This is a genomic window from Microlunatus sp. YIM B11417 (assembly GCF_059617205.1).
The window spans coordinates 1797914-1823019 of sequence record NZ_JCAMPJ010000001.1; the positions used below are offsets into that span (position 1 = coordinate 1797914).

Sequence of the window (25106 nt, forward strand, 5' to 3'; positions counted from 1 at the left end):
GTCGACGTTCCGGACCCTCGTCCTCGGTGACCCGCTCCGGCGTGCGCACCCGGCCGGCGCGGCCGGTTCGGACGGTGATCGGGAGACCCACTCCGGCGTCGTAGGCTCTGCGCGTGAGCAGTCCAGCGGCCGGAGGTGAGCAGATCACCCCGCGGGTGACGTCGGATACGACTCCGCGCCTGCCGGAGCAGGGCTCGCTCGATCAGGGCCCGCCTGATCCGGCGCTGATCCGCCTGGAGCGCGGCCTGTTCCGGTTCTCCTACAACGAGCCGCGCACGGCGGCCCTGCTGCTGGCCGCGACCGTGCTCGCCCTGCTCTGGGCGAACCTGCCCGGCGGCACGTACCAGGAGTTCTGGCACACCGAGCTGGGCGTCGCGCTCGGCCCGTACGAGCTGTCGCTGGACCTGAAGCACTGGGTCAACGACGGCCTGATGGCGTTCTTCTTCTTCGCCGTCGGGCTGGAGGTGAAGCGGGAGCTCGCGATCGGCGAGCTGAACGACCGGTCCCGGGCCGTGGTGCCGATCCTCGCCGCGCTGGCCGGTCTGGCCCTGCCCGCGGTGATCTTCCTGGTCCTGAACGCGTCCGGGCCGGGCGCCGGCGCCTGGGGCGTGGTCGTCTCGACCGACACCGCGTTCGTGCTCGGCGTGCTGGCGCTGGTCGGTCCGCGGCGGGCGGCGCGGCTCCGGTTGTTCATCATGGCGCTCGCGGTCACGGACGACATCGGCGCCTTGTTGATCATCGCGCTCTTCTACACCGAGTCGATCAACCTGCCGGCGCTGGGCGTCGCAGTGATCGGCTTCGGGCTGATCTTCGTCCTGCGCCGGCTCCGGGTGTCCCGCGGCGCCGGCTACTTCGTCGTCGGGATCGCCACCTGGGTGGCGATGTACCTCTCCGGCGTCCATCCGACTCTCGCCGGCGTGGTGATCGCGCTGCTGCTGCCGGTCTTCCCGCCGAAGCGGCAGGCGGTGGAGCGCGCGGCCCAGCTGGCCCGCGCCTTCCGCCAGTCGCCCAACGCCAAGTATTCGCGGGCGGCGCGGGTCGGGCTGACCACGGCGGTCTCGGTCAACGAGCGGCTGCAGATCGCCTTCCACCCGGTCAACGCCTTGGTGATCGTGCCCCTGTTCGCGCTGGCCAACGCCGGCGTGACGCTGCACCTGGACAGTCTCGCCGCCGCGTTCGGTTCGGTGCTGACCTGGGGTGTCGTGGCCGGCCTGGTGATCGGCAAGCTGGTCGGCATCGCCGGCGCGGCGACCGCGGTGACCCGGTCCAGACCGGGATCGCTGCCGCCCGGACTGACGCTGCCGCAGATCGTCGGCGGGGCGGCCCTGTCCGGGATCGGCTTCACCATCTCGCTGTTCATCGTCGACCTCGCGCTGACCGATCCGGTGCTGCAGGACCAGGCCCGGGTCGGCGTGTTCACGGCCTCGCTGATCGCCGCCGGGCTCGGCGCGGTGATCTTCTTCGCGATCCGTGGCCAGACCCGCGATCTCGGCCCGCCGCTGGAGCTGCTCCGGCCGGTCGATCCGGAACGTGATCACATCCGCGGCCGGCCCGACGCCCCGTACACCTTGATCGAGTACGGCGACTTCGAGTGCCCGTTCTGCTCCAAGGCGACCGGGTCGATCCGGGAGGTGCGGGAGTTCTTCGGCGACGATCTCCGGTACGTGTTCCGCCATCTGCCCCTGGAACGGCAGCATCCGCAGGCCTACCAGGCGGCGCTGGCCAGCGAGGCCGCGGCAGACCAGGGCAAGTTCTGGGAGATGCACGACCTGCTGTTCGCGCACAGCGACGCGCTGGAGCCGGAGCAGTTGCGTTCGTACGCGGAGCAGCTCGGTCTCGATCTCGACGCGTACGACGAGGCGCTCCGCACCCGGGCCCACGCCGGCCGGGTGAACGACGACCTGGTCGACGCGGAGACCTCGGAACTGACCGGAACGCCGGCCTTCTACATCGGCGAGGAGCGGCTGACCGGGCCGTACGACGCGCAACGCCTGATCTGGGAGCTGTCCGAGTCGGCCCCGCCGCCGCCCGGCGCCCTGAAGGATTAGGCCAGTTCGGTGTCGTAGGCCGCGAAGATCTCGGCGGTGCTGCGGCCCTGCTGCCGCTCCGGATCGTGCAGCACCGCGATCAACTCCCTGATCTTCGGCGTGGTGATCAACAGATAGCGGGTGAGCACCGGCGCCGCGTTCCAGTAGGTGTGCACGACGCCCGCCTTCGCCAGCGCGGCGCCGCCGGCCGGCACCTCGAATTCCCTTCCGTCGAAGGAGAATCCGAGTCTTCCCTCCAGCACGTACCAGGCCTCGTCGTCGCCCCGATGAACGTGCAGCGGGGCGACCGGCTCCGGCTCTCCCGACGTCGAGGGCGGCTGGCTCCACTCGGCGATCACGAAGTCGCTGCCGGCGTTCAGCTCGGCCGCGGCGAGGCTGGCGCGGATCAGATCAGTGGACATGATTGTGAATATTTCACGATTCTGACAAATACTCAAGCGGTACGGCGGTGCCGCCAGGTCCGTACCAGGTACGTGATCGCGGCCGCGCAGCCCGGCACCGGCAGCAGCATCAGGACCAGCAGCGGTCCGGTCACCCCGGAGGCGAGCACCAGTCCGCTGAGGCCCGCGGTGATCATGAACCACCAGAGGCCGAGCCCGGTCCGGTACGCCGCGTAGACCAGGGCGGCGAGCGCCACGGCGAGGAAGCCGGCCAGCAGGAAGGCCCGGGGCCCGGCGCAGGCCAGGCCGTTGCCGGAGCAGGCGCCGGAGTCCAGCAGACTCAGTCCGTACCCGATGCCGAAGATCAGCAGCGCCGCCACGGTGCTCAGATAGGCCCGGGCCAGGTGCCGGGCGAAGGGGTGACTCGACGTCGCGGAGCGAGTGGTGGTCAGCGAACCGATCGATGCTTCAGCCATGCTGTTCATCCTTGTTCGGCAGGGGCTTCCAGACGTCTGGCCGAGGTGCGGATCCGCCCGAGCCCGGGTCCGACTCCGGGCCCAGGGCGGTACCGCAGGGTCGGACTCAGGACGTGACCACCCGCTCCAGGTCCTCGCGGTTGTCGGCCATGATCTCCTCCAGCCGCGGCCGGATCCCGGTCAGCGCCTCCGCCGCCGGCACGTTGTCCCCGTACACGCGGGCCATCGCGCCGCTGATCTGGTCGGTCGCGGACTGGAACCAGGTGATCCGGTCGGCGGTCCTGGCGTTGGGCAGCTGGTCCAGGGCGACCCCGAAGTTCGGGTTCTCCTTGACCAGGTCCTTGACGATGCTCGTCTCGTGCGCGGCCTTGACGATCGGCACGTAGCCGGTGCTGGCGTGCCAGTAGGCCGCGACCTCCGGCTTGGCGAGGAACTTGAACAGCTCGGCCGCGGCGTCCTGCCGGTCCTTCGAGTCGGCCTTGATGATCGACAGGCCGGAGCCGCCGGTCGGCACCTGGGTCCGCTCGGACTTCTTGCCCAGCATGAAGGCGACCCCGATGTCGAACTTGGCGGCCTGCATCGCGCCGCGCAGCGAGGCGGTCGAGCCGTGGCAGGCGGCGACCAGCCCGGTCGTGTAGTCGGTCATCGCGGCCTTGGCCATGTAGCCGAGCTTCTGCTCGTGGATGAACGACCGCTGCCATTCCAGCCACTCGACCGCGGGTGCCTCGTCGACGGTGATCTCGTAGTCCTTCGAGAACGAGCCGCCGAAGGCCCACACCCCGGCCTGGCCGAACCAGTTGTCGGTCGCGCCGAAGGCCATGGTCTGCAGCGGCTTGCCGCTCACGGTGATCTTGGCCAGCTCGGGACCGTACTCGGCGAGATCGTCCCAGGTCTTGGGACCCTCCTCGGGCAGACCGGCCTTGGCGAAGAGCTCCCGATTGAAGTAGAACAACGGATTCGACCGGGCGAACGGGACCACGTAGGTCTTGCCGGCGGCGACACCCTCGCCGACGTACTGATCCAGATAGACGTCGAGCGACCAGTCCGTCGTGAAGTACGGGTCGAGCTCGGCGAACACCCCGGAGAAGTAGAACTGCAGCCACTGCAGCTCCGGGAACGCCACCACGTCCGGCACCTGGCGCGCCTGCAGGGCGGCGGTGAGCTTCTGGTTCAGCACCTGGTAGCTCTCCTGCGACTCGGACACGGCGACGATGTCGCTCTGCGACTCGTTGAACTGGCGCAGCATCTCGTTGATCGCGTCCTGCGGGCCGGCCGTCCACGGCGACCAGAACAGCACGGGGGTGCGGCCCTGGTACTGCTGCGGGATCTGCAGGTCGGCCTGCTTGTAGGCGTTGTTGACCGCGCCCTCGGTGCTCGCTCCGGGCGCTCCGCAGGCCGCCAGCGCTGCGGTGGCGCCGGTCAGGCCCAGCACGGACAGCATCGACCGGCGGGAGAGGGTGGACGTGGTGAACCTGGTCATGATCGACTCCGGATCTCTCTTTTGGTGGGTACGTCAGCGCAGCGCGCCCACGGCGAGACCGCCGACGATGCGTCGCTGGGCCAGGAAGAAGATGATCAACATCGGCAGTGCCGTGATCACGGTGCCGGCCATCACGGCACCCCAGTTGGTGTAGCCCTCCTCGGAGCGGAGGAACATCAGGCCGATCGGCAGGGTGCGCATGGTGACCGTGTTGGTCGCGATCAACGGCCAGACGAAGTCGTTCCACTTGCCGATCAGGATGATCAAGGTCGCGGTGATGATCATCGGACGGGACAGCGGCAGCACCAGATGGATCAGTCGGTAGAAGTGCCCGGCGCCGTCCAGGGTCATCGCGTCGGTCAGCTCGGCCGAGATCCGGCGCATCTGCTGCAGCAGCAGGAACATCGCGAACGCGGTACCGATCCCGGGCAGGATCAGGCCCTGGTAGGTGTTGATCCAGCCGAGATGGCCGATCGTGATGTAGTTGACCAGCAGGGTGACGTGGCCGGGCAGCATCAGCGAGCCGAGCATCAGCAGCAGCACCGGTCGCTTCCAGCGGAACGGCACGAAGGCGAAGGCGTACGCGCTCATGATCGCCAGCACCAGCTCCAGGCTGGTGCCGACCGAGGTGGTGATCACCGAGTTGAGCAGGAACCGGCCGAACGGAGCGGCCTGCCAGGCCTCGGCGAAGTTCTCGAACCGGGGCAGTTCCGGCAGCCAGGTGACCGGATAGGTGTAGATCTCCTCCGGCGCCTTGAGCGCCGTGCTGAACAGCCAGTAGAGCGGGATCGCGAACACGCCCAGCGTGATCACGAGCAACGGGTAGAGCAGCAGGCGCGGGCCGAACCACCGGCGCCGTCGGCGGGTCGCCGGGGCGGGGGCCGACGGGATCGGACCCGTGGTGTCCTGGCGGGAGGGCTCGGTGGCCCGGGCGGAGATCGGGGGAGCGCTCACTGGTAGTGCACCGTCCGATCGCCGATCCGCAGCTGGATCACCGTGAGGGCGAGCAGCAGCAGGAACATCAGCGTGGCCGACGCTGCCGACATGCCGATGTCGAAGTCGCGGAACGCCGTCGCGTAGATCAGCCAGCTCAGCGTGGTGCTGGAGTCACCTGGTCCGCCCTCGGTGAGCGTGGCGATGATGTCGAACGCCTGGGCCGCCCCGATCAGGCCGGTGATCGACAGGAACAGCGTCGCCGGCGAGAGCAGCGGCAGGGTCAGGTTGAGGTGCAGCCGCCAGCCGGACGCCCCGTCCAGTGACGCGGCCTCGTACACGTCCTTCGGCAGGTCCAGGATCGCCGTGTAGTAGATGATCGTGACGAAGCCGAGCCGCTGCCAGAGGTAGGCCAGGGTGATCGCCCAGACCGACCAGTCCGAGGTGGTGGTCCAGCGCGGGGAGTCCATCCCGACCAGGTCGAAGGCGACCCGGGACAGCCCGTACGTGGGATCGAAGATGAACAGCCAGAGCACGCCGATCGCCGCGCCCGGCAGCAGATGCGGTGCGAACGCGATGGTCCGGACGAAGCCGCTGAACCGCAGCCTGGCGGCCAGCAGCAGGCCCATCAGGATCCCGCCGACCAGGCTGCCGACCGTACTCACCCCGGTGAAGATCGCGGTGTTGATCAAGGCCGAGTGGAACCGGGTGTCGGTGATCATGGACAGGTAGTTCCGCAGGCCGACGAACGTCGGCTGCGGGTCGACCAGGTCCCACTTGGTCAGACTGAGGTAGACGTTGTAGATCGTCGGCCAGTAGGAGAAGACCAGGATCACGATCAGGTTCGGCGCGATCAGGGCGGCGAACAGCAGGGCGTTCCTGAGGCTGTTCCGTCGACGACGGGTGCGCCGGGTCGGGGCCCCGAGACGTACGCTCTCCGTTCCGGCCCTTCCCCGTTCGGCCGCAAGGGTGCTCACGGCCGCTGATCATGATCGGGCAAGGTAACGGCGCGGCCCTGGAACTGTGGCCCGGCGGTGAACAGGGGCCCAGCAGCACCGTCAACTGCAGGACAACCGAGTCCACGCGCCCTGAGCCTGTCGAAGGGCCAAGCCTGATCGTGCCCTGCCCTTCGACAAGCTCAGGGAACGGTGCAGGTCAGGACGGCTCGGCCAGGGTGACGTCGACGGTCAGCTCGCCGTCGCCCTCGGCCCACTCCACGTCGCCGGTGATCCGGCCCACGGCGCGAAGATCGCCCTCGACGGCACGGACCCGCTCCAAAGTGTCCGCCGGCCCGGCGAACCGGGCGTGGGTGATCTCGGTCTTCATCGAGACCTTCGCGGTCGACTTGGCTCCGCGGATCGCGATCAGCGCGGCGGCCACGTCGGCCAGCAGTCGCGGATCACCGTCCGCGTGGTCCAGTTCGTCGACGGTCGGCCAGGCCGCGAGGTGCACCGAGCCCGGCTTCCACCAGGACCACACCTCCTCGGTGACGTACGGCAGGATCGGCGCGAACAGACGCAGGATCACGTCCAACGCCTGGGTCAGCGCGGCGCGGGCCGAGTCGGCCCCGGCCTCGCCCGACGAGCCGTACGCCCGCTCCTTGACCAGCTCGAGGTAGTCGTCGCAGAACTGCCAGAAGAACCGTTCGGTCACTTCGAGCGCCGTCGTGTAGTCGTACGCGTCGAAGTGCTTGGTCGCGGCCGTGATCACCGCACGCAACTCGGCCAGCATGGCCAGGTCGGCGGGCTCGGTGACCGCGGTGCCGGGCTGCGGCTCCGGGTAGCCGAGGATCAGCTTGCTCGCGTTCAACACCTTCATCGCGAGGCGGCGGCCGACCTTCATCTGGGTCTCGTCGAAGGGGGAGTCCAGCCCCGGCCGGGCCAGTGCGGCGCGCCAGCGCACGGCGTCGGTGCCGAACTTGTCCAGCACCTCGGTCGGCACCGTCGCGTTGCCCTTGGACTTGCTCATCTTCTTGCGATCCGGGTCCACCACGAACCCACTGATCATGGACCGGGCCCAGGGCAGCGAGTCGTTCTCGAAGTGCGACCTGATCACCCGGTCGAACAGCCAGGTCCGGATGATGTCGTGCGCGTTCGTGTTGAGGTCCATCGGGAACGTCAGCTGGAACAGCTCCGGGTCCCGTTCCCAGCCGCAGACGATCTGCGGCGTCAGTGAGGAGATGGCCCAGGTGTCCATCACGTCGGGATCGGCGATGAAGCCGCCGGGCACGCCGCGTTGATCATCGGCGTAGCCGGCCGGGGTGTCCGTGCTCGGATCCACCGGGAGCGCGGATTCCTCGGCGAACAAGGGGTTTTCGTAGTCCGGCTCACCTTGATCGTCGAGCGGGTACCAGACCGGGAACGGCACGCCGAAGAAGCGCTGGCGGGAGATCAGCCAGTCGCCGTTCAGCCCGCCGACCCAGTCCTCGTAACGGTGCTTCATGTGTTCCGGCACCCAGCCGAGCTCCCGGCCGCGCTGCAGGAACCGGTCGCGCAGCTCGGCGTCGCGGCCGCCGTTGCGGATGTACCACTGCCGGGTGGAGACGATCTCCAGCGGCTTGTCGCCCTTCTCGAAGAAGTTCGCCTTGCGCTGGGTCGGCTTCGGCTCGCCGTCCAGGTCGCCGGACTCGCGGAGCAGCCCGACCATGGCCTCGCGCGCGCTGAAGGTGGTCTTGCCGGCCAGCTGCTCGTACGCCGAGCGGGCGGACTCCGGGATCCACTCCGGCACCTCGGCGAGGATCCGGCCATCCCGGCCGATGATCACCCGGGCGGGCAACTGGAGTTCGCGCCACCAGGTCACGTCGGTCTGGTCGCCGAACGTACAGCACATCACCAGGCCGGAGCCGAGGTCCTTCTCCACCAGCGGATGGCTGAGCACCGACAGTTCCACGCCGAACACCGGGCTGGTCACGGTCTGGCCGACCAGGCCGGTGAACCGCTCGTCGTCCGGATGCACCAGCAGCGCCACGCAGGCCGCGATCAGTTCCGGCCGGGTGGTCTCGATGTGCACCGGGCCCTGGGCGGAGTGGAAGGCGATCCGGTGGAACGCGCCCGGGTAGTCCCGGGCCTCCACCTCGGCCTGCGCGATCGCGGTCTGGAACGTCACGTCCCAGACCGTCGGAGCGTCGGCGAGATACGCCTCGCCGCGGGCCGCGTTGCGCAGGAAGCCCAGCTGCGCCACCCGGGTCGAGTCGTCGGAGATCGTCGTGTAGAGCGTCGACCAGTCCACGCTCAGGCCCACCTGGCGCCACAGGGCCTCGAACGCCTTCTCGTCCACCTCGGTCAACTCGTGGCAGAGCGCGACGAAGTTGCGCCGGCTGATCGGCACCTGGCGCTTGGGGTCGGGCTTCGCCGGCGGCGTGAAGTCGGGGTCGTACGGCACCGTCGGGTCGCACCGGACGCCGTAGAAGTTCTGCACCCGGCGCTCGGTGGGCAGGCCGTTGTCGTCCCAGCCGATCGGGTAGTAGACGGCCTTGCCGGTCATCCGCTGGAAGCGCGCGATCAGATCCGTGTGGGTGTAGGAGAACACGTGGCCCACGTGCAGCGAGCCGGACACCGTCGGCGGCGGGGTGTCGATGCTGAACACCTGGTCCCGGCGCTCCGGCCGGACGAACGCGTACGTCCCGTCCTCGTCCCAGCGGGCGGACCACTTGGCCTCCAGCCCCTCCAGCGCCGGCCTCTCCGGCACCGCCCGTACGACGACGGCCTCGGGCGCGGGTGCTGCCGGAGGAGTCGTACGGGGTGCTGTCGAGGTATCGGTCATAGCGCTCGATCTTACGGAAGAGGCACCGCTCGCCGCACATTCATTGACCGGCCGCGTTCTCGACGATCTTGCCCCCGGTCCCGCGGCGGCGTAATCTGAGCTGTGAACGAAAAACCAATTTGTTTTCAGAGATTCAGGAGGACCTGTGCCGTCGGCGTTCACCGAGCGGGAGCGGGAGCGGATCACCGGGAAGCTGCTGGAGTCGGGCTTCCGGTTGTTCACCACCCAAGGGCTGCGCAAGACGTCACTGGACGACCTGGTGGCACCGGCCGGCATCGCGAAGAGCACCTTCTACCGGTTCTTCGACTCCAAGGAGGAGCTGTACGTCGAGCTGATGTATCGCCAGGTGCCGGAGCTGCGGGCGGGCATCCTCGGCATCCTCGAGGACGAGTCGCTGGACGTGGCCGAGCGGCTGCGGCGTTACCTGCACGCCGTGCTGGACATCCAGCGGAACAAACCGCTCTACCGAAGGCTGCTCACCCATCCGGACGAGCTCGAGCTGGTGGCGGCGAAGGTCTCGCCGGAACGGCTCGAACAGACGAAACGGCTGATGATCGAGCCGTCCCTCGCCTTCCTCCAGCAGGCCCGCGAGAACGGCGACCTGGTCGACGTCGAACCCGGCATCGTGTTCGGCGTCGTCCAGGCGGTGCTCACCGTGCCGCTCCAGGAGCAGATGTTCGACCCGGCCAGCTATGAGCCGGCGCTCGACCTGCTGATCGACATCGTGGCGACCGGGCTCACCCGGTCCCGCTGAGAGGACTCAACGTCATGATCACTGTGGAGGGCCTGACCTTCCGCTATCCCGGCAGTGCCGAGCCCGCCGTGCGGGGGATGGACTTCGAGGTGGGGCGAGGGGAGATCTTCGGCTTCCTCGGGCCCAGCGGCGCCGGCAAGTCGACGACGCAGAAGATCCTGATCGGCCTGCTGACCGGGCACGGCGGCCGGATCTCCGTCTGGGGCAGGGAACCGGCCGACTGGGGCCCGGACTACTACGAGCGGGTCGGCGTCTCCTTCGAGTTGCCGAACCACTACCTGAAGCTCACCGCGCGGGAGAACCTCGAGTTCTTCGCATCCCTGTACGCGGGGCCGACCCGCGACCCGCTCGAGCTGCTCGACCTGGTCGGGCTGGCCGACGACGCGGACACCCGGGTGGGCAGGTTCTCCAAGGGCATGCAGATGCGGCTGGTGTTCGTCCGGGCCCTGTTGCACGACCCGGAACTGCTGTTCCTGGACGAGCCCACGTCGGGTCTCGATCCGACCAACGCCCGCAAGGTGAAGGACATCGTGCTGGCCGAGAAGGCCCGCGGCAAGACGGTCTTCCTGACCACCCACGACATGGCGACCGCCGACGAGCTCTGCGACCGGGTCGCGTTCGTGGTGGACGGCCGGATCGTCGCGCTCAACTCGCCGCGCGAGCTCAAGGTGGAACGCAGCCAGCGCCGGGTCCGGGTCGAGTACCGGGACCCGAGCGGCGATCTGGTGCAGCGAGACTTCGACATGGACCGGCTCGCCGAGGACGACGATTTCCTGGCCCTGTTGAAGAACGAGGCCGTGGAGACGATCCACAGCAAGGAGGCCACCCTCGACGACGTGTTCGTCGAAGCGACCGGACGGCGGCTGACATGAGCCGATTGGGCGTCGTCCTGCGCGCCGAGTTCCGGCTGCAGTGGCGCTACCGCTTCCTGCAGGCCGGGATCTTCTCCGGCTTCATGTGGTTGTTGATCCTGCTGCCGCTGCCGCACGACCTGCGGTCGATGGCCGAGCCGTACGTGATCCTCGGTGACCTGTCGATCGTCGGTTGGTTCTTCATCGCCGGCGCCGTCTTCTTCGAGAAGGGGGACCGGACGCTGAATGCGCTCGTCGCCACTCCGCTGCGCTTCAGCGAGTATCTGGCCTCGAAGTTGATCACGCTGGTTCTGCTGTCCAGCGTGCTGGCGATCTTCGTCGCCACGGTCACCCACGGCACCGGCTACGACCTGCGGTTGCTGATCATCGGCGCGGTGCCGGGGACGCTGGTGATGTTGCTGACCAGCTTCGTCTCCTCGATGCCGTTCACCTCGGTGAGCAACTGGTTCCTGCCGTCGACGATCCCGCTGGCGGTGCTCAGCCTGCCCGCGTTCCATCTGGCCGGGATCCTCGAACAGCCGTGGATGTACGTGATTCCGACGCTCGGGCCGCTGCTGTTCCTCGGCGCTGCGTTCGGCCAGACGACGCTGGCTGCCTGGCAGATCGGCTATGGCGTGATCTACCCGTTGATCTTCGTCGCGCTGCTCTGGCTGCCGGCCCGCCACCTGTTCAACCGCCACGTGGTGGCCCGGACCGGGAGCGAATGATCATGAACACACTGACGGCCCTGGGCCGCAACGATCTTCGCGGGATCCGCCGCGAGTCCCTGTTCGCCTTCGTGGTGTTCGCACCGCTGGGCTGGATCGCCCTGGTCAGATTCGGTACGCCCGCCGCGGCTGCCATGACCGCCGACCGGTACGGGCTCGATCTGACGCCGTACCACCCGGTGATCCTGACCGGCTTCCTGCTGCTGACCAGCCCGATCGTGGTCGGGGCGCTGGGTGCCTTCCTGGTCCTGGACGAACGGGACAGCAACACCATCGCGGCGCTGCGCGTCTCGCCGGCCCGGATGAGCACCTACCTCGGCTACCGGGCGATCACGGTCGTCGTGGTCACGGCGCTGTACGTGATCGTCACGCTGCCGGCGAGCGGGCTGATGCCGCTGGAGCAGTGGCCGGCGCTGATCCCGGTCGGGCTGCTGGCCGGGCTGTCCGGGGTGGTCATCTCGCTGGCGCTGCTGGCGTTCGCCCGGAACAAGGTCGAAGGGCTGGCCGGAGTCCGGGCGATCGGCATCGTGGTGGCCGGGCTGCCGCTGATCCCGTACTTCCTCGGGCCGGAGTGGCAGTACCCGTTCTGGCTGTTGCCGACCTACTGGCCGGCCAAGGCGTACTGGCTGATCAGCACCGGTGATCCCTGGTGGCCGTACCTGGTCGGCGGGGTGATCTACCACCTGCCGCTGATCGCCCTGCTGTACCGGAGATTCCTGCGCAGTCTCGGCTGAGTCCGGCGTCGGAACCCTAATATCACGTGCCTTTCGGGTCGTCATATCTTAATTCCAATTTCAGACGGCCCCCTAGACAGATTTGAGCTGGGTTCGTATGTTTATCGGTCGTAAGGCCGTGTATCACCTCAGCTCGGGGGATTGAAGGGTCCGACTGCTGGTCCGGAGTCCGAAACGACTTCGGAGAACCTACCCGAGGAGTGATCATGTCTATCTTTAAGCCATTGGTCAAAGGTGTCGTCGCCGGCGTAGCCGTACTGGCGACCACTTTCGCCGGCCTCACCACCGCAAGCGCTGACACGGGCGAAACGATCGAGCTCAAGGGCGTCAAGGGTCAGCTGACGCGAACTCAGGTCTCGTCGTACGTGACCGACAGCCTGGAGTATCAGCTGTATCGCGAACTCCTGGAGCACGGGGCCACCAAGGCTCAGGCCGCCGTGCTGGCAGACAAGATCACGGATCGCATGAAGAGCCGGGTGAAGACCCAGTTGCCCACCAAGGGAACGATGAGCAAGAGCTCGGTGCGCAAGCTCGAGTCCTCCATGGAACGTGATCTTGAGACGACGATGGGTACGAAGGTTGATCTCAAGCTCAACCGTGGCACGCTCGCGCCGACGCTGGATCTGCCGGGCGGCCTCGACCTCGCCGGACTGCTGGGTAAGGTGCTCGGCCTGGTCGGCAGCCTGCTCGACACCGTCATCGGGCTGCTGGGCGGCCTCGGTGGCGGCGGACTGCCGGAACTCCCGGAGCTCCCGGAGCTGCCGGAGCCGGAACTGCCGGTCGGTGAATGAGTTCGCGTTGAATCACTCGGCGGCGGCTGCGCGGTCAGTAGACCGTGTAGCCGCCGTCGATCACGACCACCGAACCGGTCATGAACGCTGCGGCGTCCGACGCGAGATAGACCACGGTCGGTGCAATCTCCTCAGGCATTGCATAGCGTTGCTGCACTGAGTCGTCTATCCAGCGGGCTTTGAATTCAGGCCGGTCCACCGGTGCCATATCAGTTTTGACATATCCGGGCGCTACGGCGTTCACCCGAATTCCGTACGGCGCCCATTCTGCGGCCAGCGACTTCGTGAGCTGGTGTACTGCCGCCTTCGAGGCGTTGTAGGAAGCCTGCCACTGCGGGCGATTCACGATGATCGACGAGATCGATCCGACATTGACGATGCTGCCCCCGCCGGACTCCTTCATGATCCGGGCCGCGGCGATCGAGGTGGTCCAGACCGACTTGAGGTTGAGGTCGAGCACGGTGTCGAACTCCGACTCCGGGACCTCGAAGGTCGGCCGGTGGATCGCGATCCCGGCGTTGTTGATCACGATGTCCAGGCCGCCGAGCGCGGCGGCCGCCTCGGTGACGATCCGGTCCGCGTCGCTGACCAGGTCGCCGGTGACCACCTGGACCGCGTGGCCCTCGCCGCGCAGCGCCGCAGCCGCCTCCTCGTTGCGGGCCCGATCGCGGGCGGTGATCACCACCGCGGCGCCGGCCTCGGCCAGCCCTCGGGCGAAGGCGAGCCCGAGCCCGCGATTCCCGCCGGTGACCAGTGCCTTCCGCCCGGTCAGCCGGAACGTGTCCAGTACGTGCACGGTGCCTCCCTCTCTCGCCGACTCCGTACCTGAATGTACGGGGATGCCGACGACGTGGGCGGAGGGGAGCAGGTTGCCGTCCCGGGATCAGGGACGTTTCGTCGCGGCGAGGGTGAAGGTCAGCGGCAGCCGTTCCGGATGGTCGGTGAGCCGCCACTCGCCGTTGCCGAGCGGCGTCATCCGGCCCGGGATCGCCTCGTGCGGTGCCGTGTCGTGCTCCTCGAACAGGGTCAGCTCCAGGCCGTGCCGGAGCAGGGCGGTGATCATCTCACCGAGCCCGTGGTTCCACTGGTAGCTGGTCGTGTGGGTGATCTTGTGATCGGTCTGCACGTAGGTGCCGTCGCCGTCCCAGATCAACGGCTCGGTCTCGAAGTAGGGGTACTCGACGGTGAGCAGACCGTCCGGCCGGGATTCGTTGGTGGCATGGAGCATCGGGTGCCCGTCGCGCAGGAACAACCGGCCGCCCGGCCGGAGCAGCTCGGCGACCACGCCGGCCCAGCGGTCGATGTCGGGCAGCCAGCACAGCGCTCCGATGCTCGTGTAGACGAGATCGAAGCCGCCGCCTTGATCAAGACCGGAGAGGGCCTCGAGAGCGGCCGGCGCGGAGTAGACGTCCGCGACGACGAAGTCGGCCTGGGCCGAGGTGCGGTCCGCGAGCTCCCGGGCGCGGTCGATCGAGACCGGCGAGAGGTCGACGCCGGTGATCTTCGCGCCGAGCCGGGCCAGCGAGACCGTGTCCGTACCGATGTGGCATTGGAGATGGACCGTGCGCAGCCCGCGTACGTCGCCCAACCGCTTGGAATCGAACCGGACCACGTCGCTGAGGAACTCGGGATCGTCGAATTCGGCGACCCGATAGTCGGGGGAGGCGGCGTGGGCGACGGCCCGGTCGTCCCAGTTCGCACGGTTCGCGGTCAGGTAGGCAGGCTCGGACATCCCGTCATGATCACGTGGCGCCGGGGGAGTGGCCATCGGTTATCGCCGCTGCAGCGCGGCACGAAGCTCACGGGCCAGCTCGTCCATCCGCTCGGTCGGCACCCATTCCTTCCTCGGGTGCTTCAGGTAGCCGAAGATGCCCGGGCCTCTCAGCTCCGGGGCAAGATCAGCAGCGCGCGGGACCAGATGGATGTGCAGGTGGCTGAAGCCCTCGGCCTCGGCGAACATCATCTGGTACGTCTTCACACAGCCGACCACCGTGTGCAGCGCGTGGGAGAGATCGAGCAGCAGCGGCCCGACCTCCGCGGCCGCTTCCTCGGTCAGCTCGGTGAAACTCGTGATGTGCCGGGTCGGCAGGAAGACGAGCCAGCCGGGGAGCGCGGAGTCGAACGCGTGCGCGACCCGCCAGTGTTCGGTGCGGACCACCTGCTCCCGGTCCGGCAGGGTTTCGGCGGCGGTCTGCGTACAGGCCAAGCAGTCTGTGGTGTTCATCGGCCTCGACACTAGACTGTGCTGGCTATGTCACATGCCGAACTCGTCGCCACCCTCACCGCTCGCTGGCCGGAACACCGGGTCGCGCCGAGCCTCGGTCGGGTGCAGGCGCTGATGGACCTGCTGGGTGAGCCGCAGAAGACGTACCCGGTGATTCATGTCGCCGGTACGAACGGCAAGGGCTCAACGGCCGCCATGATCGAATCGCTGCTGCGGGCGGCGGGCTTGCGTACCGGACGGTTCTCGAGCCCGCACCTGACCAGCGTCACCGAACGGATCATGATCGACGGCCGGCCGATCGACGAGGAACGGTTCGACGCGACCTGGGCCGACATCGAGCCGTACGTGGCGATGGTGGACGAGCGCAAGATCGACGGCGTCGCGATGACCTTCTTCGAGATCATCACCGCGATGGCCTTCGCCGCCTTCGCCGACGCCCCGGTCGACGTCGCGGTGATCGAGGTCGGGCTGGGCGGCACCTGGGACGCCACCAACGTCGCCGACGGTGCGGTCGCCGTGATCACTCCGATCGATCTCGATCACACCCATCTGCTCGGTTCCACGATCGACAAGATCGCGGGGGAGAAGGCCGGCATCATCAAGCCCGGTGCGCAGGCGGTGCTGGCCGGTCAGCCGGTGGAGGCGGCGACGGTGCTGCTGGCCCGCTCCGCCGAGGTCGGCGCTCTCGTCCAGCGGGACGGCATCGACTTCGGTCTGCTGTCGCGCAGCATCGCGGTCGGCGGGCAGCTGCTCCGGCTCAACGCGTCGGGCGGCCCGGTCGACGACGTCTTCCTTCCCCTGCACGGTGGGCATCAGGCCGACAACGCCGCGCTGGCCGTCGCGGCCGTCGAGGCCTTCCTCGGCATGCGGGCGCTGGAGCCCGACGTGATCCGGGCCGGACTCGCGGAGGTACGGGTGCCGGGCCGGCTCGAGGTCATCCGGCGCTCGCCGACCGTCGTCCTGGACGCCGCCCACAATCCGCACGGGGCTCGCGCCGCGGCCGCCGCCATGGCCGAGTCGTTCGGGTTCAGCCCGCTGATCGGCGTGATCGCCGTGATGCGGGACAAGGACGCGCGCGGCCTGCTGACCGAGCTGGCCGAGACCGTGGACCGGGTCGTCACCACCCAGGTCGCCTCGACCGACCGCGGCATGCCCGCCGAGGCGCTGGGCGAGCTGGCCGCGGAGATCCTCGGCACCGACCGGGTCCAGGTGGAGCCACGCCTCGACGACGCGATCGAGACCGCGATCGCCCTCGCCGACGCCGACGAGTACGGCAACGCCGGCGTCCTGATCGCCGGCTCCGTGATCGCCGTCGGCGAGGCCAGGACGCTGCTGGCCGGCGACCAGCCCTGCCCCGTCAACGGCGGCGATGCGGTCGCCGAGACGAGCGAGGAGGAGCCGGAGGACGAGGAGCTGGACCCGGACGACTGGAGCCGGGACGACCTCGACGGCTTCGACTACGCGCCGCCGCAGATCCGCCGCGCCCCTGCCGAGGACCCGCTGCGCCCGCTGGTCGGCGACGAACCGGAGGGCGACGGCCGATGAGGCTCGCCGCGGACAACCCGATGCGGATGCCGCTGATGATCACCCTGATGTTCGAGGTGATCGTGTTCGGGCTGTCCATCCCGGTGATGATCTTCATCTCGGGACTGCCCGGCTGGGTCGCCGGCGGCCTCGGCGGCCTGGCGGCCGTCCTCGCGCTGGTCAGCGCCGGCCTGATGCGGTCTCCCGCCGGCTATCCGCTCGGCTGGCTGACCCAGCTCGCCGGCCTCGCCCTCGGCTTCGCGAACGCCACCATGTTCGTCGCCGGCGGCCTCTTCGCCGGCGTCTGGGTGCTGTTCTTCGTCCTCGGCCGACGGCTCGAGCGGGGCATACCCGGTGGCGGTGGCGCCGCGACCGGTTGAGTCGCGAGCGAGCGGCGATCGATAGGGTGCAGCCATGACTGACACCCCGACGCCGCCGGCGCCCGCGGCCCAGCGCTCCTTCGTCCTGATCAAGCCCGACGCCGTCCGGCGTGGACTGGTCGGGGCCGTGCTGAGCAGGCTCGAGAACAAGGGCCTGTCGATCGTCGCGATGGAGCTGCGCCAGGTGGACGGGGACCTGTCCGACCAGCATTACGCCGAGCACGTCGAGAAGGCCTTCTACCCGCCGCTGCGTACCTTCGTGACCTCCGGCCCGTCGGTCGCTCTGGTCGTCGAGGGCGACGAGGCCATCGAGGTCGTAAGGCTGCTGAACGGGGCCACCGACGGCCGCAAGGCCGCCCCCGGCACCATCCGAGGCGACTTCTCCCTGTCCAACCGCGAGAACCTCGTCCACGGCTCCGACTCACCCGAGTCCGCCAAACGCGAGATCGACCTCTGGTTCCCCGGCCTCCCCTGACGCAAGCCCTGACCCGACTTATCAACAGGTAGCCGGGTGCCGGCGAGTTATCCACAAGTTCGGGTCAGCGTCTAGAGTTCAAGCCTCGCCGGATGTCATAGTGACCTGCATGGCAGGCCCGACGCAGTGGCTGCCGGTAGCTGCGGACCCAAGACCCAGCCCCGGCACCCGCAAACGCCCCCGCCGCTGGCGCCCCCTAGCCGCGGCCCTCTTGGCCTGCGCCCTCCAATTGATCGCGGCCTGCACTGACAACGTCACCCATACCCCCTCAAGTCCTGTTCCATCTTCCCCAACTCGATCTGATCCGACACAAGGCCCTAACTCGACGAGAAGTTCCGCTCGTGAGAGGTCCATAGCCGAGTCGAGGCAGACCTATGCAGATTTCACGCGCGCGATTGACCAGTTTGCACAGGCTGGCGGAGGGTCCGTGATACCGGATTACCTGGACCGCTTGATGCACCCAAAGGGTCCCGTTCGCGAATACGTGCTGGATGAGATGTCGGCCGTGAGGAGGGAGAAGCTAAAGTCTTCAGGCTTTGGCGTATTGCGCGACATCAAGCTTCTGGAGTCTTCGAGCCTAGATGCAAGTCCTCCCGAAATCCATTGGTCGGCGTGCCTAGATCAGAGTGATGTTCAGGTCACAAAGGCGGGGAAGCCGTACGCTGGGAAGCCGGACTTCCTCGCGGAGCGCGCCATCCTAAAGTTGGATCGAGCTCGTGGCAAATGGCGAATGTGGGACATGGAAGTTCAACTCATGTCGTCCGAGGGTTCATGCGGGGGTGAGAAGTAGTGAGATGCTTAACCCTAGCTCTAGTAATGGTCGTCACAGTGTGGTTCTCCGTAGGCACATCAAGTACGTCCTCCGCACAACCATGTGAACGGCGGAACATTGGGCTTATAACGGGAAGAGCCACTTGCGAAACGCCAGGTTCCTCCACTGAGCGGCGGTCTGATGATGACACCGGCCAAGAATGGAGGAAGCCGGGAATTCCAGGCACCGCCCGAGTTAGGGAGCCGGACGAACTGCCAGATGACAGGTCCCAGTGGAACTGGCACGAAATAATGTACTATTCGGAAACTCAAGGTCCATGTTGGGGGATAAATGACCCCGAGGAGTACCTTGAGTGTCAAGTCGCTCCGTGGGTGGAGTCAGACGATCCAACACCCACTCTAACTCCTGAGGAGGCAGTTGAGGCAGTGGTGGCTGAAATTGAATTCACTGCTGCCACGCCTGAAATGGGACCGAATCGTGAGCATCATGATTTTCCGTTCGACACCGCTGTAGGATATCCGATCTGGTTGTGGGCGGATGGAGGCACTGTTTCAAGAACCGTATCTGAGACGATTGGCGGAAATAGCGTCTCGATTTCGATACGATTGAAGAGTGTCGACTGGGATTTAGGCGACGGCACCGTGCTTCGGTGCAACCGGGGAACACCCTGGAGAGTCGGAACGATAGCAGGGAGTTCCTCGCCAACTTGCGGCCACGTTTATACCGTACCGGGATCATATAATGTTGTTGCTACTTCCCGTTGGGAAATTGATTGGACGGCGGGCGGTCAGTCGGGGACGATGAATCACAGTATCTCGGCATCGCGGCGCTTCGACGTCGGCGAAATTCACGTCCTCATTCGATAGCTATCGAGGATATGTAGGACTGGACAGCGGGACCATTTCTAGGAGGAGTAAGTGCACCACCTCGGGCGTGTCACGGCATTGGCGATGATTGCATTGGCATTAGTCGTTGCCGGCTGCGCGACGACTGTACGGGTTGATGGAGTGGAGGTCGACGGCAAGGTGCCGTTCCTGCAGGCACTGGAGGTTGCTTGGTCAGATGGCCAGGCTAACGATCCCTACTCCTCTCGTGCTGACGAGACTGGATGTTGGCTCCTGCGCGCCCCAAGTGATGGTGCACTCGAGCCCAGGGCACTTTGTGGCCCAATTCGGCATCTGAGGGATCGAGGTAAGCCCGGAGTTTTCGATGAGGTTGCGTTTACGCCGAAACTCGTTGGCGAGAAGGATGTCGAGGTTAGCCCGGACTCAATTCGATTGGGAGAAACGGGAGTCGAGGTTCCAGGGGGATTGGAACTGTATCGACCCGATGGACTCAAGCCGGTTGCTGCGGACAAGGTCCCAGAGCCGCCTTCACCGCAGGCCGAGCCCGCGATGGTTGCGCGAATTAGCGGAGAACTGGAGCTAACAGGACCGATCAAACCGAAAAATGGAATGATCCTTGGTCCGGGCCTCAGGGTTGCCGCGAAGGAAGTTGGAGTACTGCAGTCACTCCCTCGCGACAGTGAGTTTCCGTATTTCGTTCCTGCGGATGGAGAGGAGTTCCTTGCTATCAAAGTGGCGGTAACCGACCTCGACTACAATCAGGGCGAGGTAGAAACCAAAGCTTCGTACTCAGTGGCCGTCGGGAGTGAAAGGGCCGCCGTGACACTGGTGAATTCGGGGGATTCAACCCTTTCGCAAGAGGCGACAATTGTAGCGTCCGTGGCTAAGGGGGCGGATGCGGACCTGATTGTAACCGTTGCCGGGCTGGATCAGACGATTTCATTCAGGACGGGCGAGCGCACATCGAAGTCGGCTGATGCGATGTACCGTCATTTCCCGGAGGTCACTCTGAGTCAGAAGTACTCCGGATCCAGCAAGATTGGCGGCTTTTCCGTCAGTCACTCTGTCGATTTTGTGAAGGCGAAGATCTCTGCATTTCATCGCGACAGGGGTTGGGCACCAAAAGATCACGCGTGGCTGCAACTTTCCTGGGAAAATAACGAGGGCGCAATAATGCCCGCGCATCTGTACGACGTGCCCACGATCGACAAGTCCAAAACGCTACAGGCTACTGATTCGAACGGAAGTCCCTGCTCGGTGTCGGAGGGAATACCAATCATCGACGTGACACTGGCTCAAGGAGAGGTGTTGATTTCTGTTCCGGTGTCAGCGAAGGCAGTGAATATCGTTTACGCGCCGCGAGGTAAGTTTGTTCCGTCGTCATTCGGATCAACGATACCTAATCTGTCGCCAAAGAGTGGCGATTTCACAATGAAGCCAATCGAATTCTCGATCAAGATGTCTTGATTGTTGGTCGTGGTGCCGTCAGCGTCAGGCAAGTCCGCGGACATGCCGCTTAACTCTGTTCATTCGCACTGTCGCGCACGTGAAGCTCGCGAAGCCACGTTGAACGATCCGACGTGACAGCTCGTGGAACTTTGGCTTGTCAGTTCGCTCCGGCCCAGACAGTCGGATGAGAGGGAGTGATCCGACCGCCACGTCGGAGCGCCCGTGCGCCCTTGGATGCGGGAGTATTGGGCCACGGGCGCGCCAACGACGAAGGTGCGCCGATGTCGAGACATCAACTCGTCGATCGCCTCGTGCTAGAGGTCAGGGGACGCCGGTTGTAGTCCCAAGGTGGGAGGGCTCGCGCGGTAGCCCAGTCTCCGTTCGGCTGGCTGGTAAAGTTCCTAGTCAGAATGGTTTTTCGTGTGCCATGGACTCCGTCGTGAGCCTAGACATGGGACACGTCAGAACCTATTGTGGTTTGGGGAGGTGGGTGCGTGAGCGAGATTGGGTCAGGGCCTCAGGACCGCGAGACTACGATGCGTCGGCTGCGCAGGCGCTTCGGGATCGCGGATGGACAACGGAACGACGTGACAGAGTGGCTGCAGGATCGCGGGGCCATCCCCATGGCGATTGCGGCTGCGGTTCTGGGCGTGTTCCTACTAGTGAAGGTGATCGGCGGCTTCGCCGTCGGACTGTGATGAGAGAGTCAGATCATGATCTATGACGTCGAATTGGCCAAAGCCTGGAGCGAGTTCTGGGATGCAATCCTAGGCGCAGGCGGGCGTGATCTGACCACCGCTGCGGCTTGGATAGGTCTCATAATTATCCTGGGTGCCGTCGTTGTCTTTATGTGGCGCCGAATTCGTGGATACTCCAACGAAGGTTCTGGCCCTCGTGGCTGGATCGTTTGGGCGATCGTATTTGGAGCCGTTCTTGCTGCACCAGACTTTATTATGCCCGCTATTCTCGGATTGATTGACATTATTGCGAATACTGGCGTGGGACTCTGGGATGCGTCGCGAAGAAATTGATGTGGTTGCACGATAATGAACTCGCAGCCACTGTACACACTCACGGACATGACCGGCCGTGAAGCGTCGAATACGCGACAGCAGACAATCGGTCCAGTTGATCTTCCCTATCGGGCGTTTGTTATTTCCCTTTTGGCGATCATCCTCGGAATCGTCCCCACGATATTCTTGTGGATACTCGTCGGTCCAGGCGCCCTTTGGCTTCTCATTGTGGTCGTTTTCGGGTCAGTCTGGATGTTCCATGGAGTTACTCGGCGGGGGTTGCAGATCCGGAACTATCAAATGTTGGTGAATCGGCGGACCGCCGTTCTAAACCAATTCATGCTTGGTCCGGCGACCGTTAAGGTCCCACATGACGACTGGGCACTCATTCGGCCGGGCGGGCGGCCTAACCCGAAGAAGAAGGTTCTCCCTGCGGATCAGCCGTTGAAGCCGATGTCCACGGCTGCTCGGGTAGCTTCAATCTTCGATTGAGTTCCTGACATGGGGCCGGTGGCGAGACCTGTGGTGGTGCGCCTAGCGAGCATTTTGCTCGCAGCGCTCGGCGTGTTGTTGATCTCGACGTCTACCGCTTCAGCTGATCCGGCTGCGGACCAGAAGACTCGTGGCATCTGCGCCACCACCGTCGGAACTGCGGATTACCAGTACCTTCCGGTGGAGCGGTGGTCTGGTGCGACACAGCAGATCCATGTCCGGACCGGTGGCGGCAATCCGTTCGATATCGCTCCCTTTCAGCGGCAGATGCAGGGGAGCACTTTCGCGATCGGGGACTTCCTGTACTCGGTGACGACCAAGTTCGTCATGTGGTCGACGGAGTTCTGCCCACTGCAGTCGGTCGGCGGGGCGATCGATGGGGCTGTCGCACAGTTCGGTCAACGCGTGATCGACTCCCCGTTAGTGGCGGGGCTTCTCGGCCTGGCGACTCTCGGACTGCTGATCCAGGGAATCGGTCGCCAGGGCGACTGGTTACCGCGGCTGTTCGTCAAGATGGTGATCGTCGCGATTCTGATTCTGATGGTCGCCGGTGCTGCGCGAAGCACCACGGACTCCTCGGGCCGCTATGTTCCTGGCCAAGGGTCTCCTGGTTGGTTCGCGACGATGATCGATCAAGCGATCACCGAGATCGCAGCCGCGCCGGCTGCGGCGCTCAGCGCTCCGGGCATCGACGACGGTGTGGGTGTCGACCAGGATGAGTTGAGTTGTGGCGCCTACGTCAACGCGCTGAAGCGGGGCTATGACGCTTCGGCGCGCAGCAAGGGCACGCTGATCGACGCGAAGACCATCCCGGCACAGACCGTCTCCAATCTCTGGCAGGTCTCGGGGTATCGGGCGTGGTCGGTGGGGCAGTTCGGCCGGGACAACTTCAACGGGCAGAGCCGGGTGGCCTGCAGGTTGCTCGATCACAACGCTCGCATCCCGGTCACGCTGGGTGACTACTTGGTACCGGGGCAATCAGAGACGGCCGTCTCCTCCGCAACGCGCGAGGACGTCCTGAGGCGGGTGCCGGCCGCTGGAATCCCGGAGGGATCCTCGTTCGCGGTCAAGGCGGATGCCCCGGCCTGGCGGCAGTTGGATCGGATTCAGCAGGACCGAGCCTGGATCGCCTGGGCGGCCTGCGTGCCCAAGGACGGCAAGTTGGAGAACCTCGGTGCACGCGACGGCTGGCACACGCCGAAAGGTCAGAGCTGGCTGATCAGCGCCGAGGGTGCGCGCACCGGTGCCGAGGAGGGATCCTCGGGCGCCTTCAATGAGGCCTGTTACAACTTCTTCAACAGCGACAGCGAGACCGTCGCAGACATGTTCGACTGGAGTGACGGGGACTCCGAGCTCAAGGATGTCGCCGGCGAGATGCCGCCGTCGATCTACGACTTCATCTCCGCGCTCCATGGGACGAATCAGAGTTCCAGCGGCTCGGCGGTCATCGGCTATCTGATCTCCGCCATCGGAGTCGCCGGGGTGTTCGGCACGCTGGGTGCTGTCATCATGATCGTCAAGGCCGTGGCCGCCTTCATGCTGCTGTCCTCGATCTTCGTCGCATTGCTCTGCCTGCTGCCGCGCGCGGACAACGGCCGGTTGGTTCGCTTCCTCAAGATCTACGTCGGTCTGTCCTTGACCGCAGCCTTCGGCGTCTTCCTGATGAGCTTGATCACATTGTTCACGAATCTGATCTTGAACCTGGTACGGAGCTTCGCAGGCCCGAACTCCGACATGACGCTGATCCTGGGCGGCCTGGCTCCGGTCATGGCGGCGGTGGCCCTGCACTTCGCCTTCAAGAAGGCAGGCATGCCCTCACCTCTGTCCGTGAGCGGGGCGATGGCGTGGGGCGGCGCGTTGTCGGGCGGTACAGGCTTGGGTGCAGTTCGCGCCGGCGGTCAGGCGATCGCAGACCGTGCCAGGGGACTGGTGGGTCGGAGCGGCCGGTCGGGTGATGATGAGGATGGTGTCCGGGTGTCGCGACGCCATGGCAAGCGGAACTCCGAACTGGACACCGATCAGGCAATACCGGCGAAGGCCGCTCCGAACAGCGTCTCCGTGGATCGAACAGATGACGACATACTCAACGATCCTTCTTCAACCAGGCGGGAGATCATTGCGGCGAGGCGCCGGCGAATGGCGGAGGTGGATGCGCTGCGGAATGACCGAGCAATCGGAAACGTGTCGCCAGCTGGAGATTCATCCGAAGGCGAGCCCGCCGCAGCTGCAGCAACATCGGGTAGTGCGCAGTCCGGTTCGGCTGTGGCAACAAGCGCAGCCAGTCATTCAGCGGGATCCGTTCCGCGGGCTGCTAGTCCCGTCCACCTCCCTGTTCCGAGTGGGATCCCGGGCACGTGGCGGAGCAAGTCGTCGAAGAAGAATGGGGGCATGGCGTACACGGATCCAGCAGATCCTGGCAATTCTGTTCGCGTCATGCCGGGGAATCCGAAAAGCCCGTATCCGAACTCGCGCGGACCCTACGTGCGATGGCAGCGCAACGGCCGCCCGCTCGACAAGAATGGAAACGTATTGCCCAGTCCAAAAACTGCTGCTGCTCACATTCCTGTCGCGGATTTCAAGTTTCTACCGGAGGTATTCCGTTGAGGATCTATGAGGACAAGATCGTTGCTGCGCTTCGTGAGCTTGCTGACCGCGAGTACCAGGCGCGGGTCTGGACCGGCAATGCGCTTCCGGAGATGTCGTCGTTCGTCGAGTGTGTCGAGACTCTGTTCGACGACAGCGGATTGGAGTCCGCCCTCGCGGAGGGCGACGTGTTCGGGGATCCGATCGATGCTCAGCTGCGCGATCTGAGTGAGATCGTCGATCGGATCGAAATCGATGAGCCGTACGCGGTCCTGGCTGCCGATGCCAATTTCGATCGAGCTACGCAACTCGCCGAGAAGATTCTCGAGGGGCTTTCAGGGCGTGAAGACGACCGAACCTAGGCCATGGAGCTGAACTCGGTTGACCTGGAGTCCGCCGAAGCGTGGATCCA

General features: G+C 65.8%; 22 protein-coding genes. 13 read left to right on the top strand and 9 right to left on the bottom strand.

Annotated features, from left to right (window positions below; genetic code table 11):
- The first annotated feature begins 113 nt into the window (after positions 1–113).
- Complete coding sequence (gene nhaA, locus AC6CCG_RS08930; protein ID WP_496654138.1) at positions 114–2048, top strand: Na+/H+ antiporter NhaA; 1935 nt, start codon at positions 114–116, stop codon at positions 2046–2048.
- Here the strand turns inward: nhaA and AC6CCG_RS08935 are convergent.
- The 6 genes from AC6CCG_RS08935 to valS all read right to left on the bottom strand — a co-directional run bounded on the left by AC6CCG_RS08935 (position 2045) and on the right by valS (position 9079).
- On the bottom strand, positions 2045–2449 hold the full coding sequence (locus AC6CCG_RS08935; protein WP_496654139.1) for a cupin domain-containing protein: 405 nt from the start codon (positions 2447–2449) through the stop codon (positions 2045–2047). The genes nhaA and AC6CCG_RS08935 overlap by 4 nt on opposite strands.
- Positions 2450–2481: 32 nt before the next feature.
- Complete coding sequence (locus AC6CCG_RS08940; RefSeq protein WP_496654140.1) at positions 2482–2904, bottom strand: hypothetical protein; 423 nt, start codon at positions 2902–2904, stop codon at positions 2482–2484.
- Positions 2905–3010: 106 nt separating this feature from the next.
- Entirely contained in the window at positions 3011–4384 is a 1374-nt protein-coding gene (locus AC6CCG_RS08945; protein WP_496654141.1) for an ABC transporter substrate-binding protein, read from the bottom strand.
- A gap of 33 nt (positions 4385–4417) precedes the next feature.
- Positions 4418–5338, bottom strand: coding sequence for a carbohydrate ABC transporter permease (locus AC6CCG_RS08950; protein WP_496654142.1), 921 nt, complete (start codon positions 5336–5338; stop codon positions 4418–4420).
- Entirely contained in the window at positions 5335–6294 is a 960-nt protein-coding gene (locus AC6CCG_RS08955; RefSeq protein WP_496654143.1) for a carbohydrate ABC transporter permease, read from the bottom strand. The genes AC6CCG_RS08950 and AC6CCG_RS08955 overlap by 4 nt, the downstream gene beginning before the upstream one ends.
- A gap of 178 nt (positions 6295–6472) precedes the next feature.
- On the bottom strand, positions 6473–9079 hold the full coding sequence (gene valS, locus AC6CCG_RS08960; protein ID WP_496654144.1) for a valine--tRNA ligase: 2607 nt from the start codon (positions 9077–9079) through the stop codon (positions 6473–6475).
- A 145-nt stretch (positions 9080–9224) separates the two neighbouring features.
- Here valS and AC6CCG_RS08965 point away from each other — a divergent pair, with 145 nt between their 5' ends.
- The 5 genes from AC6CCG_RS08965 to AC6CCG_RS08985 all read left to right on the top strand — a co-directional run bounded on the left by AC6CCG_RS08965 (position 9225) and on the right by AC6CCG_RS08985 (position 12937).
- Complete coding sequence (locus AC6CCG_RS08965; protein WP_496654145.1) at positions 9225–9833, top strand: TetR/AcrR family transcriptional regulator; 609 nt, start codon at positions 9225–9227, stop codon at positions 9831–9833.
- Between the two features lie 14 nt (positions 9834–9847).
- On the top strand, positions 9848–10705 hold the full coding sequence (locus tag AC6CCG_RS08970) for an ABC transporter ATP-binding protein (RefSeq protein WP_496654146.1): 858 nt from the start codon (positions 9848–9850) through the stop codon (positions 10703–10705).
- Positions 10702–11412, top strand: a complete 711-nt coding sequence (locus tag AC6CCG_RS08975; RefSeq protein WP_496654147.1) for a fluoroquinolone export ABC transporter permease subunit — start codon at positions 10702–10704, stop codon at positions 11410–11412. Before AC6CCG_RS08970 ends, AC6CCG_RS08975 begins: the two co-directional genes overlap by 4 nt.
- Before the next feature lie 2 nt (positions 11413–11414).
- Positions 11415–12146, top strand: a complete 732-nt coding sequence (locus AC6CCG_RS08980) for an Rv2686c family ABC transporter permease subunit (RefSeq protein WP_496654148.1) — start codon at positions 11415–11417, stop codon at positions 12144–12146.
- A 206-nt stretch (positions 12147–12352) separates the two neighbouring features.
- Positions 12353–12937: a hypothetical protein gene (locus tag AC6CCG_RS08985; protein WP_496654149.1), complete on the top strand. Its 585-nt coding sequence runs from the start codon at positions 12353–12355 to the stop codon at positions 12935–12937.
- 34 nt (positions 12938–12971) lie between these two features.
- On the opposite strand, the gene AC6CCG_RS08990 is transcribed toward AC6CCG_RS08985, so the two are convergent.
- From AC6CCG_RS08990 to AC6CCG_RS09000, 3 genes are all read right to left on the bottom strand, one after another.
- On the bottom strand, positions 12972–13733 hold the full coding sequence (locus AC6CCG_RS08990) for an SDR family NAD(P)-dependent oxidoreductase (RefSeq protein ID WP_496654150.1): 762 nt from the start codon (positions 13731–13733) through the stop codon (positions 12972–12974).
- Between the two features lie 87 nt (positions 13734–13820).
- Positions 13821–14669, bottom strand: coding sequence for a class I SAM-dependent methyltransferase (locus AC6CCG_RS08995; RefSeq protein WP_496654151.1), 849 nt, complete (start codon positions 14667–14669; stop codon positions 13821–13823).
- A gap of 39 nt (positions 14670–14708) precedes the next feature.
- Positions 14709–15161 (bottom strand): HIT family protein, encoded by a 453-nt coding sequence (locus AC6CCG_RS09000; RefSeq protein ID WP_496654152.1) that lies wholly within the window; start codon positions 15159–15161, stop codon positions 14709–14711.
- A 27-nt stretch (positions 15162–15188) separates the two neighbouring features.
- On the opposite strand from AC6CCG_RS09000, the gene AC6CCG_RS09005 reads away from it, so the two are divergent.
- From AC6CCG_RS09005 to AC6CCG_RS09035, 7 genes are all read left to right on the top strand, one after another.
- The gene (locus tag AC6CCG_RS09005; protein WP_496654153.1) at positions 15189–16706 is read left to right on the top strand and encodes a bifunctional folylpolyglutamate synthase/dihydrofolate synthase; all 1518 of its coding nucleotides are present in this window, start codon (positions 15189–15191) and stop codon (positions 16704–16706) included.
- Positions 16703–17065, top strand: a complete 363-nt coding sequence (locus AC6CCG_RS09010) for a DUF4233 domain-containing protein (RefSeq protein WP_496654154.1) — start codon at positions 16703–16705, stop codon at positions 17063–17065. Before AC6CCG_RS09005 ends, AC6CCG_RS09010 begins: the two co-directional genes overlap by 4 nt.
- A gap of 34 nt (positions 17066–17099) precedes the next feature.
- Complete coding sequence (gene ndk, locus AC6CCG_RS09015) at positions 17100–17540, top strand: nucleoside-diphosphate kinase (protein ID WP_496654155.1); 441 nt, start codon at positions 17100–17102, stop codon at positions 17538–17540.
- Positions 17541–19229: 1689 nt separating this feature from the next.
- Entirely contained in the window at positions 19230–20624 is a 1395-nt protein-coding gene (locus AC6CCG_RS09020) for a hypothetical protein (RefSeq protein ID WP_496654156.1), read from the top strand.
- Positions 20625–21319: 695 nt separating this feature from the next.
- Positions 21320–21637 carry a hypothetical protein gene (locus tag AC6CCG_RS09025; protein ID WP_496654157.1) on the top strand — a complete coding sequence of 106 codons (318 nt, stop codon included), beginning with the start codon at positions 21320–21322 and terminating at the stop codon, positions 21635–21637.
- A 483-nt stretch (positions 21638–22120) separates the two neighbouring features.
- On the top strand, positions 22121–24715 hold the full coding sequence (locus tag AC6CCG_RS09030; protein ID WP_496654158.1) for a hypothetical protein: 2595 nt from the start codon (positions 22121–22123) through the stop codon (positions 24713–24715).
- Entirely contained in the window at positions 24712–25056 is a 345-nt protein-coding gene (locus AC6CCG_RS09035) for a hypothetical protein (protein WP_496654159.1), read from the top strand. The genes AC6CCG_RS09030 and AC6CCG_RS09035 overlap by 4 nt, the downstream gene beginning before the upstream one ends.
- The last annotated feature ends 50 nt before the right edge of the window (positions 25057–25106 follow it).

Coding starts and splice junctions, on each gene's coding strand:
- AC6CCG_RS08975 (WP_496654147.1), top strand. CDS start 10,702: ATGAGCCGATTGGGCGTCGTCCTGCGCGCCGAGTTCCGGCTGCAGTGG.
- AC6CCG_RS08935 (WP_496654139.1), bottom strand. CDS start 2,449: ATGTCCACTGATCTGATCCGCGCCAGCCTCGCCGCGGCCGAGCTGAAC.
- AC6CCG_RS08995 (WP_496654151.1), bottom strand. CDS start 14,669: ATGTCCGAGCCTGCCTACCTGACCGCGAACCGTGCGAACTGGGACGAC.
- AC6CCG_RS09030 (WP_496654158.1), top strand. CDS start 22,121: ATGGGGCCGGTGGCGAGACCTGTGGTGGTGCGCCTAGCGAGCATTTTG.
- AC6CCG_RS09000 (WP_496654152.1), bottom strand. CDS start 15,161: ATGAACACCACAGACTGCTTGGCCTGTACGCAGACCGCCGCCGAAACC.
- AC6CCG_RS08980 (WP_496654148.1), top strand. CDS start 11,415: ATGAACACACTGACGGCCCTGGGCCGCAACGATCTTCGCGGGATCCGC.
- AC6CCG_RS09005 (WP_496654153.1), top strand. CDS start 15,189: ATGTCACATGCCGAACTCGTCGCCACCCTCACCGCTCGCTGGCCGGAA.
- AC6CCG_RS08940 (WP_496654140.1), bottom strand. CDS start 2,904: ATGGCTGAAGCATCGATCGGTTCGCTGACCACCACTCGCTCCGCGACG.
- AC6CCG_RS09010 (WP_496654154.1), top strand. CDS start 16,703: ATGAGGCTCGCCGCGGACAACCCGATGCGGATGCCGCTGATGATCACC.
- AC6CCG_RS08985 (WP_496654149.1), top strand. CDS start 12,353: ATGTCTATCTTTAAGCCATTGGTCAAAGGTGTCGTCGCCGGCGTAGCC.
- valS (WP_496654144.1), bottom strand. CDS start 9,079: ATGACCGATACCTCGACAGCACCCCGTACGACTCCTCCGGCAGCACCC.
- AC6CCG_RS08945 (WP_496654141.1), bottom strand. CDS start 4,384: ATGACCAGGTTCACCACGTCCACCCTCTCCCGCCGGTCGATGCTGTCC.
- AC6CCG_RS08970 (WP_496654146.1), top strand. CDS start 9,848: ATGATCACTGTGGAGGGCCTGACCTTCCGCTATCCCGGCAGTGCCGAG.
- AC6CCG_RS09025 (WP_496654157.1), top strand. CDS start 21,320: ATGATCTATGACGTCGAATTGGCCAAAGCCTGGAGCGAGTTCTGGGAT.
- ndk (WP_496654155.1), top strand. CDS start 17,100: ATGACTGACACCCCGACGCCGCCGGCGCCCGCGGCCCAGCGCTCCTTC.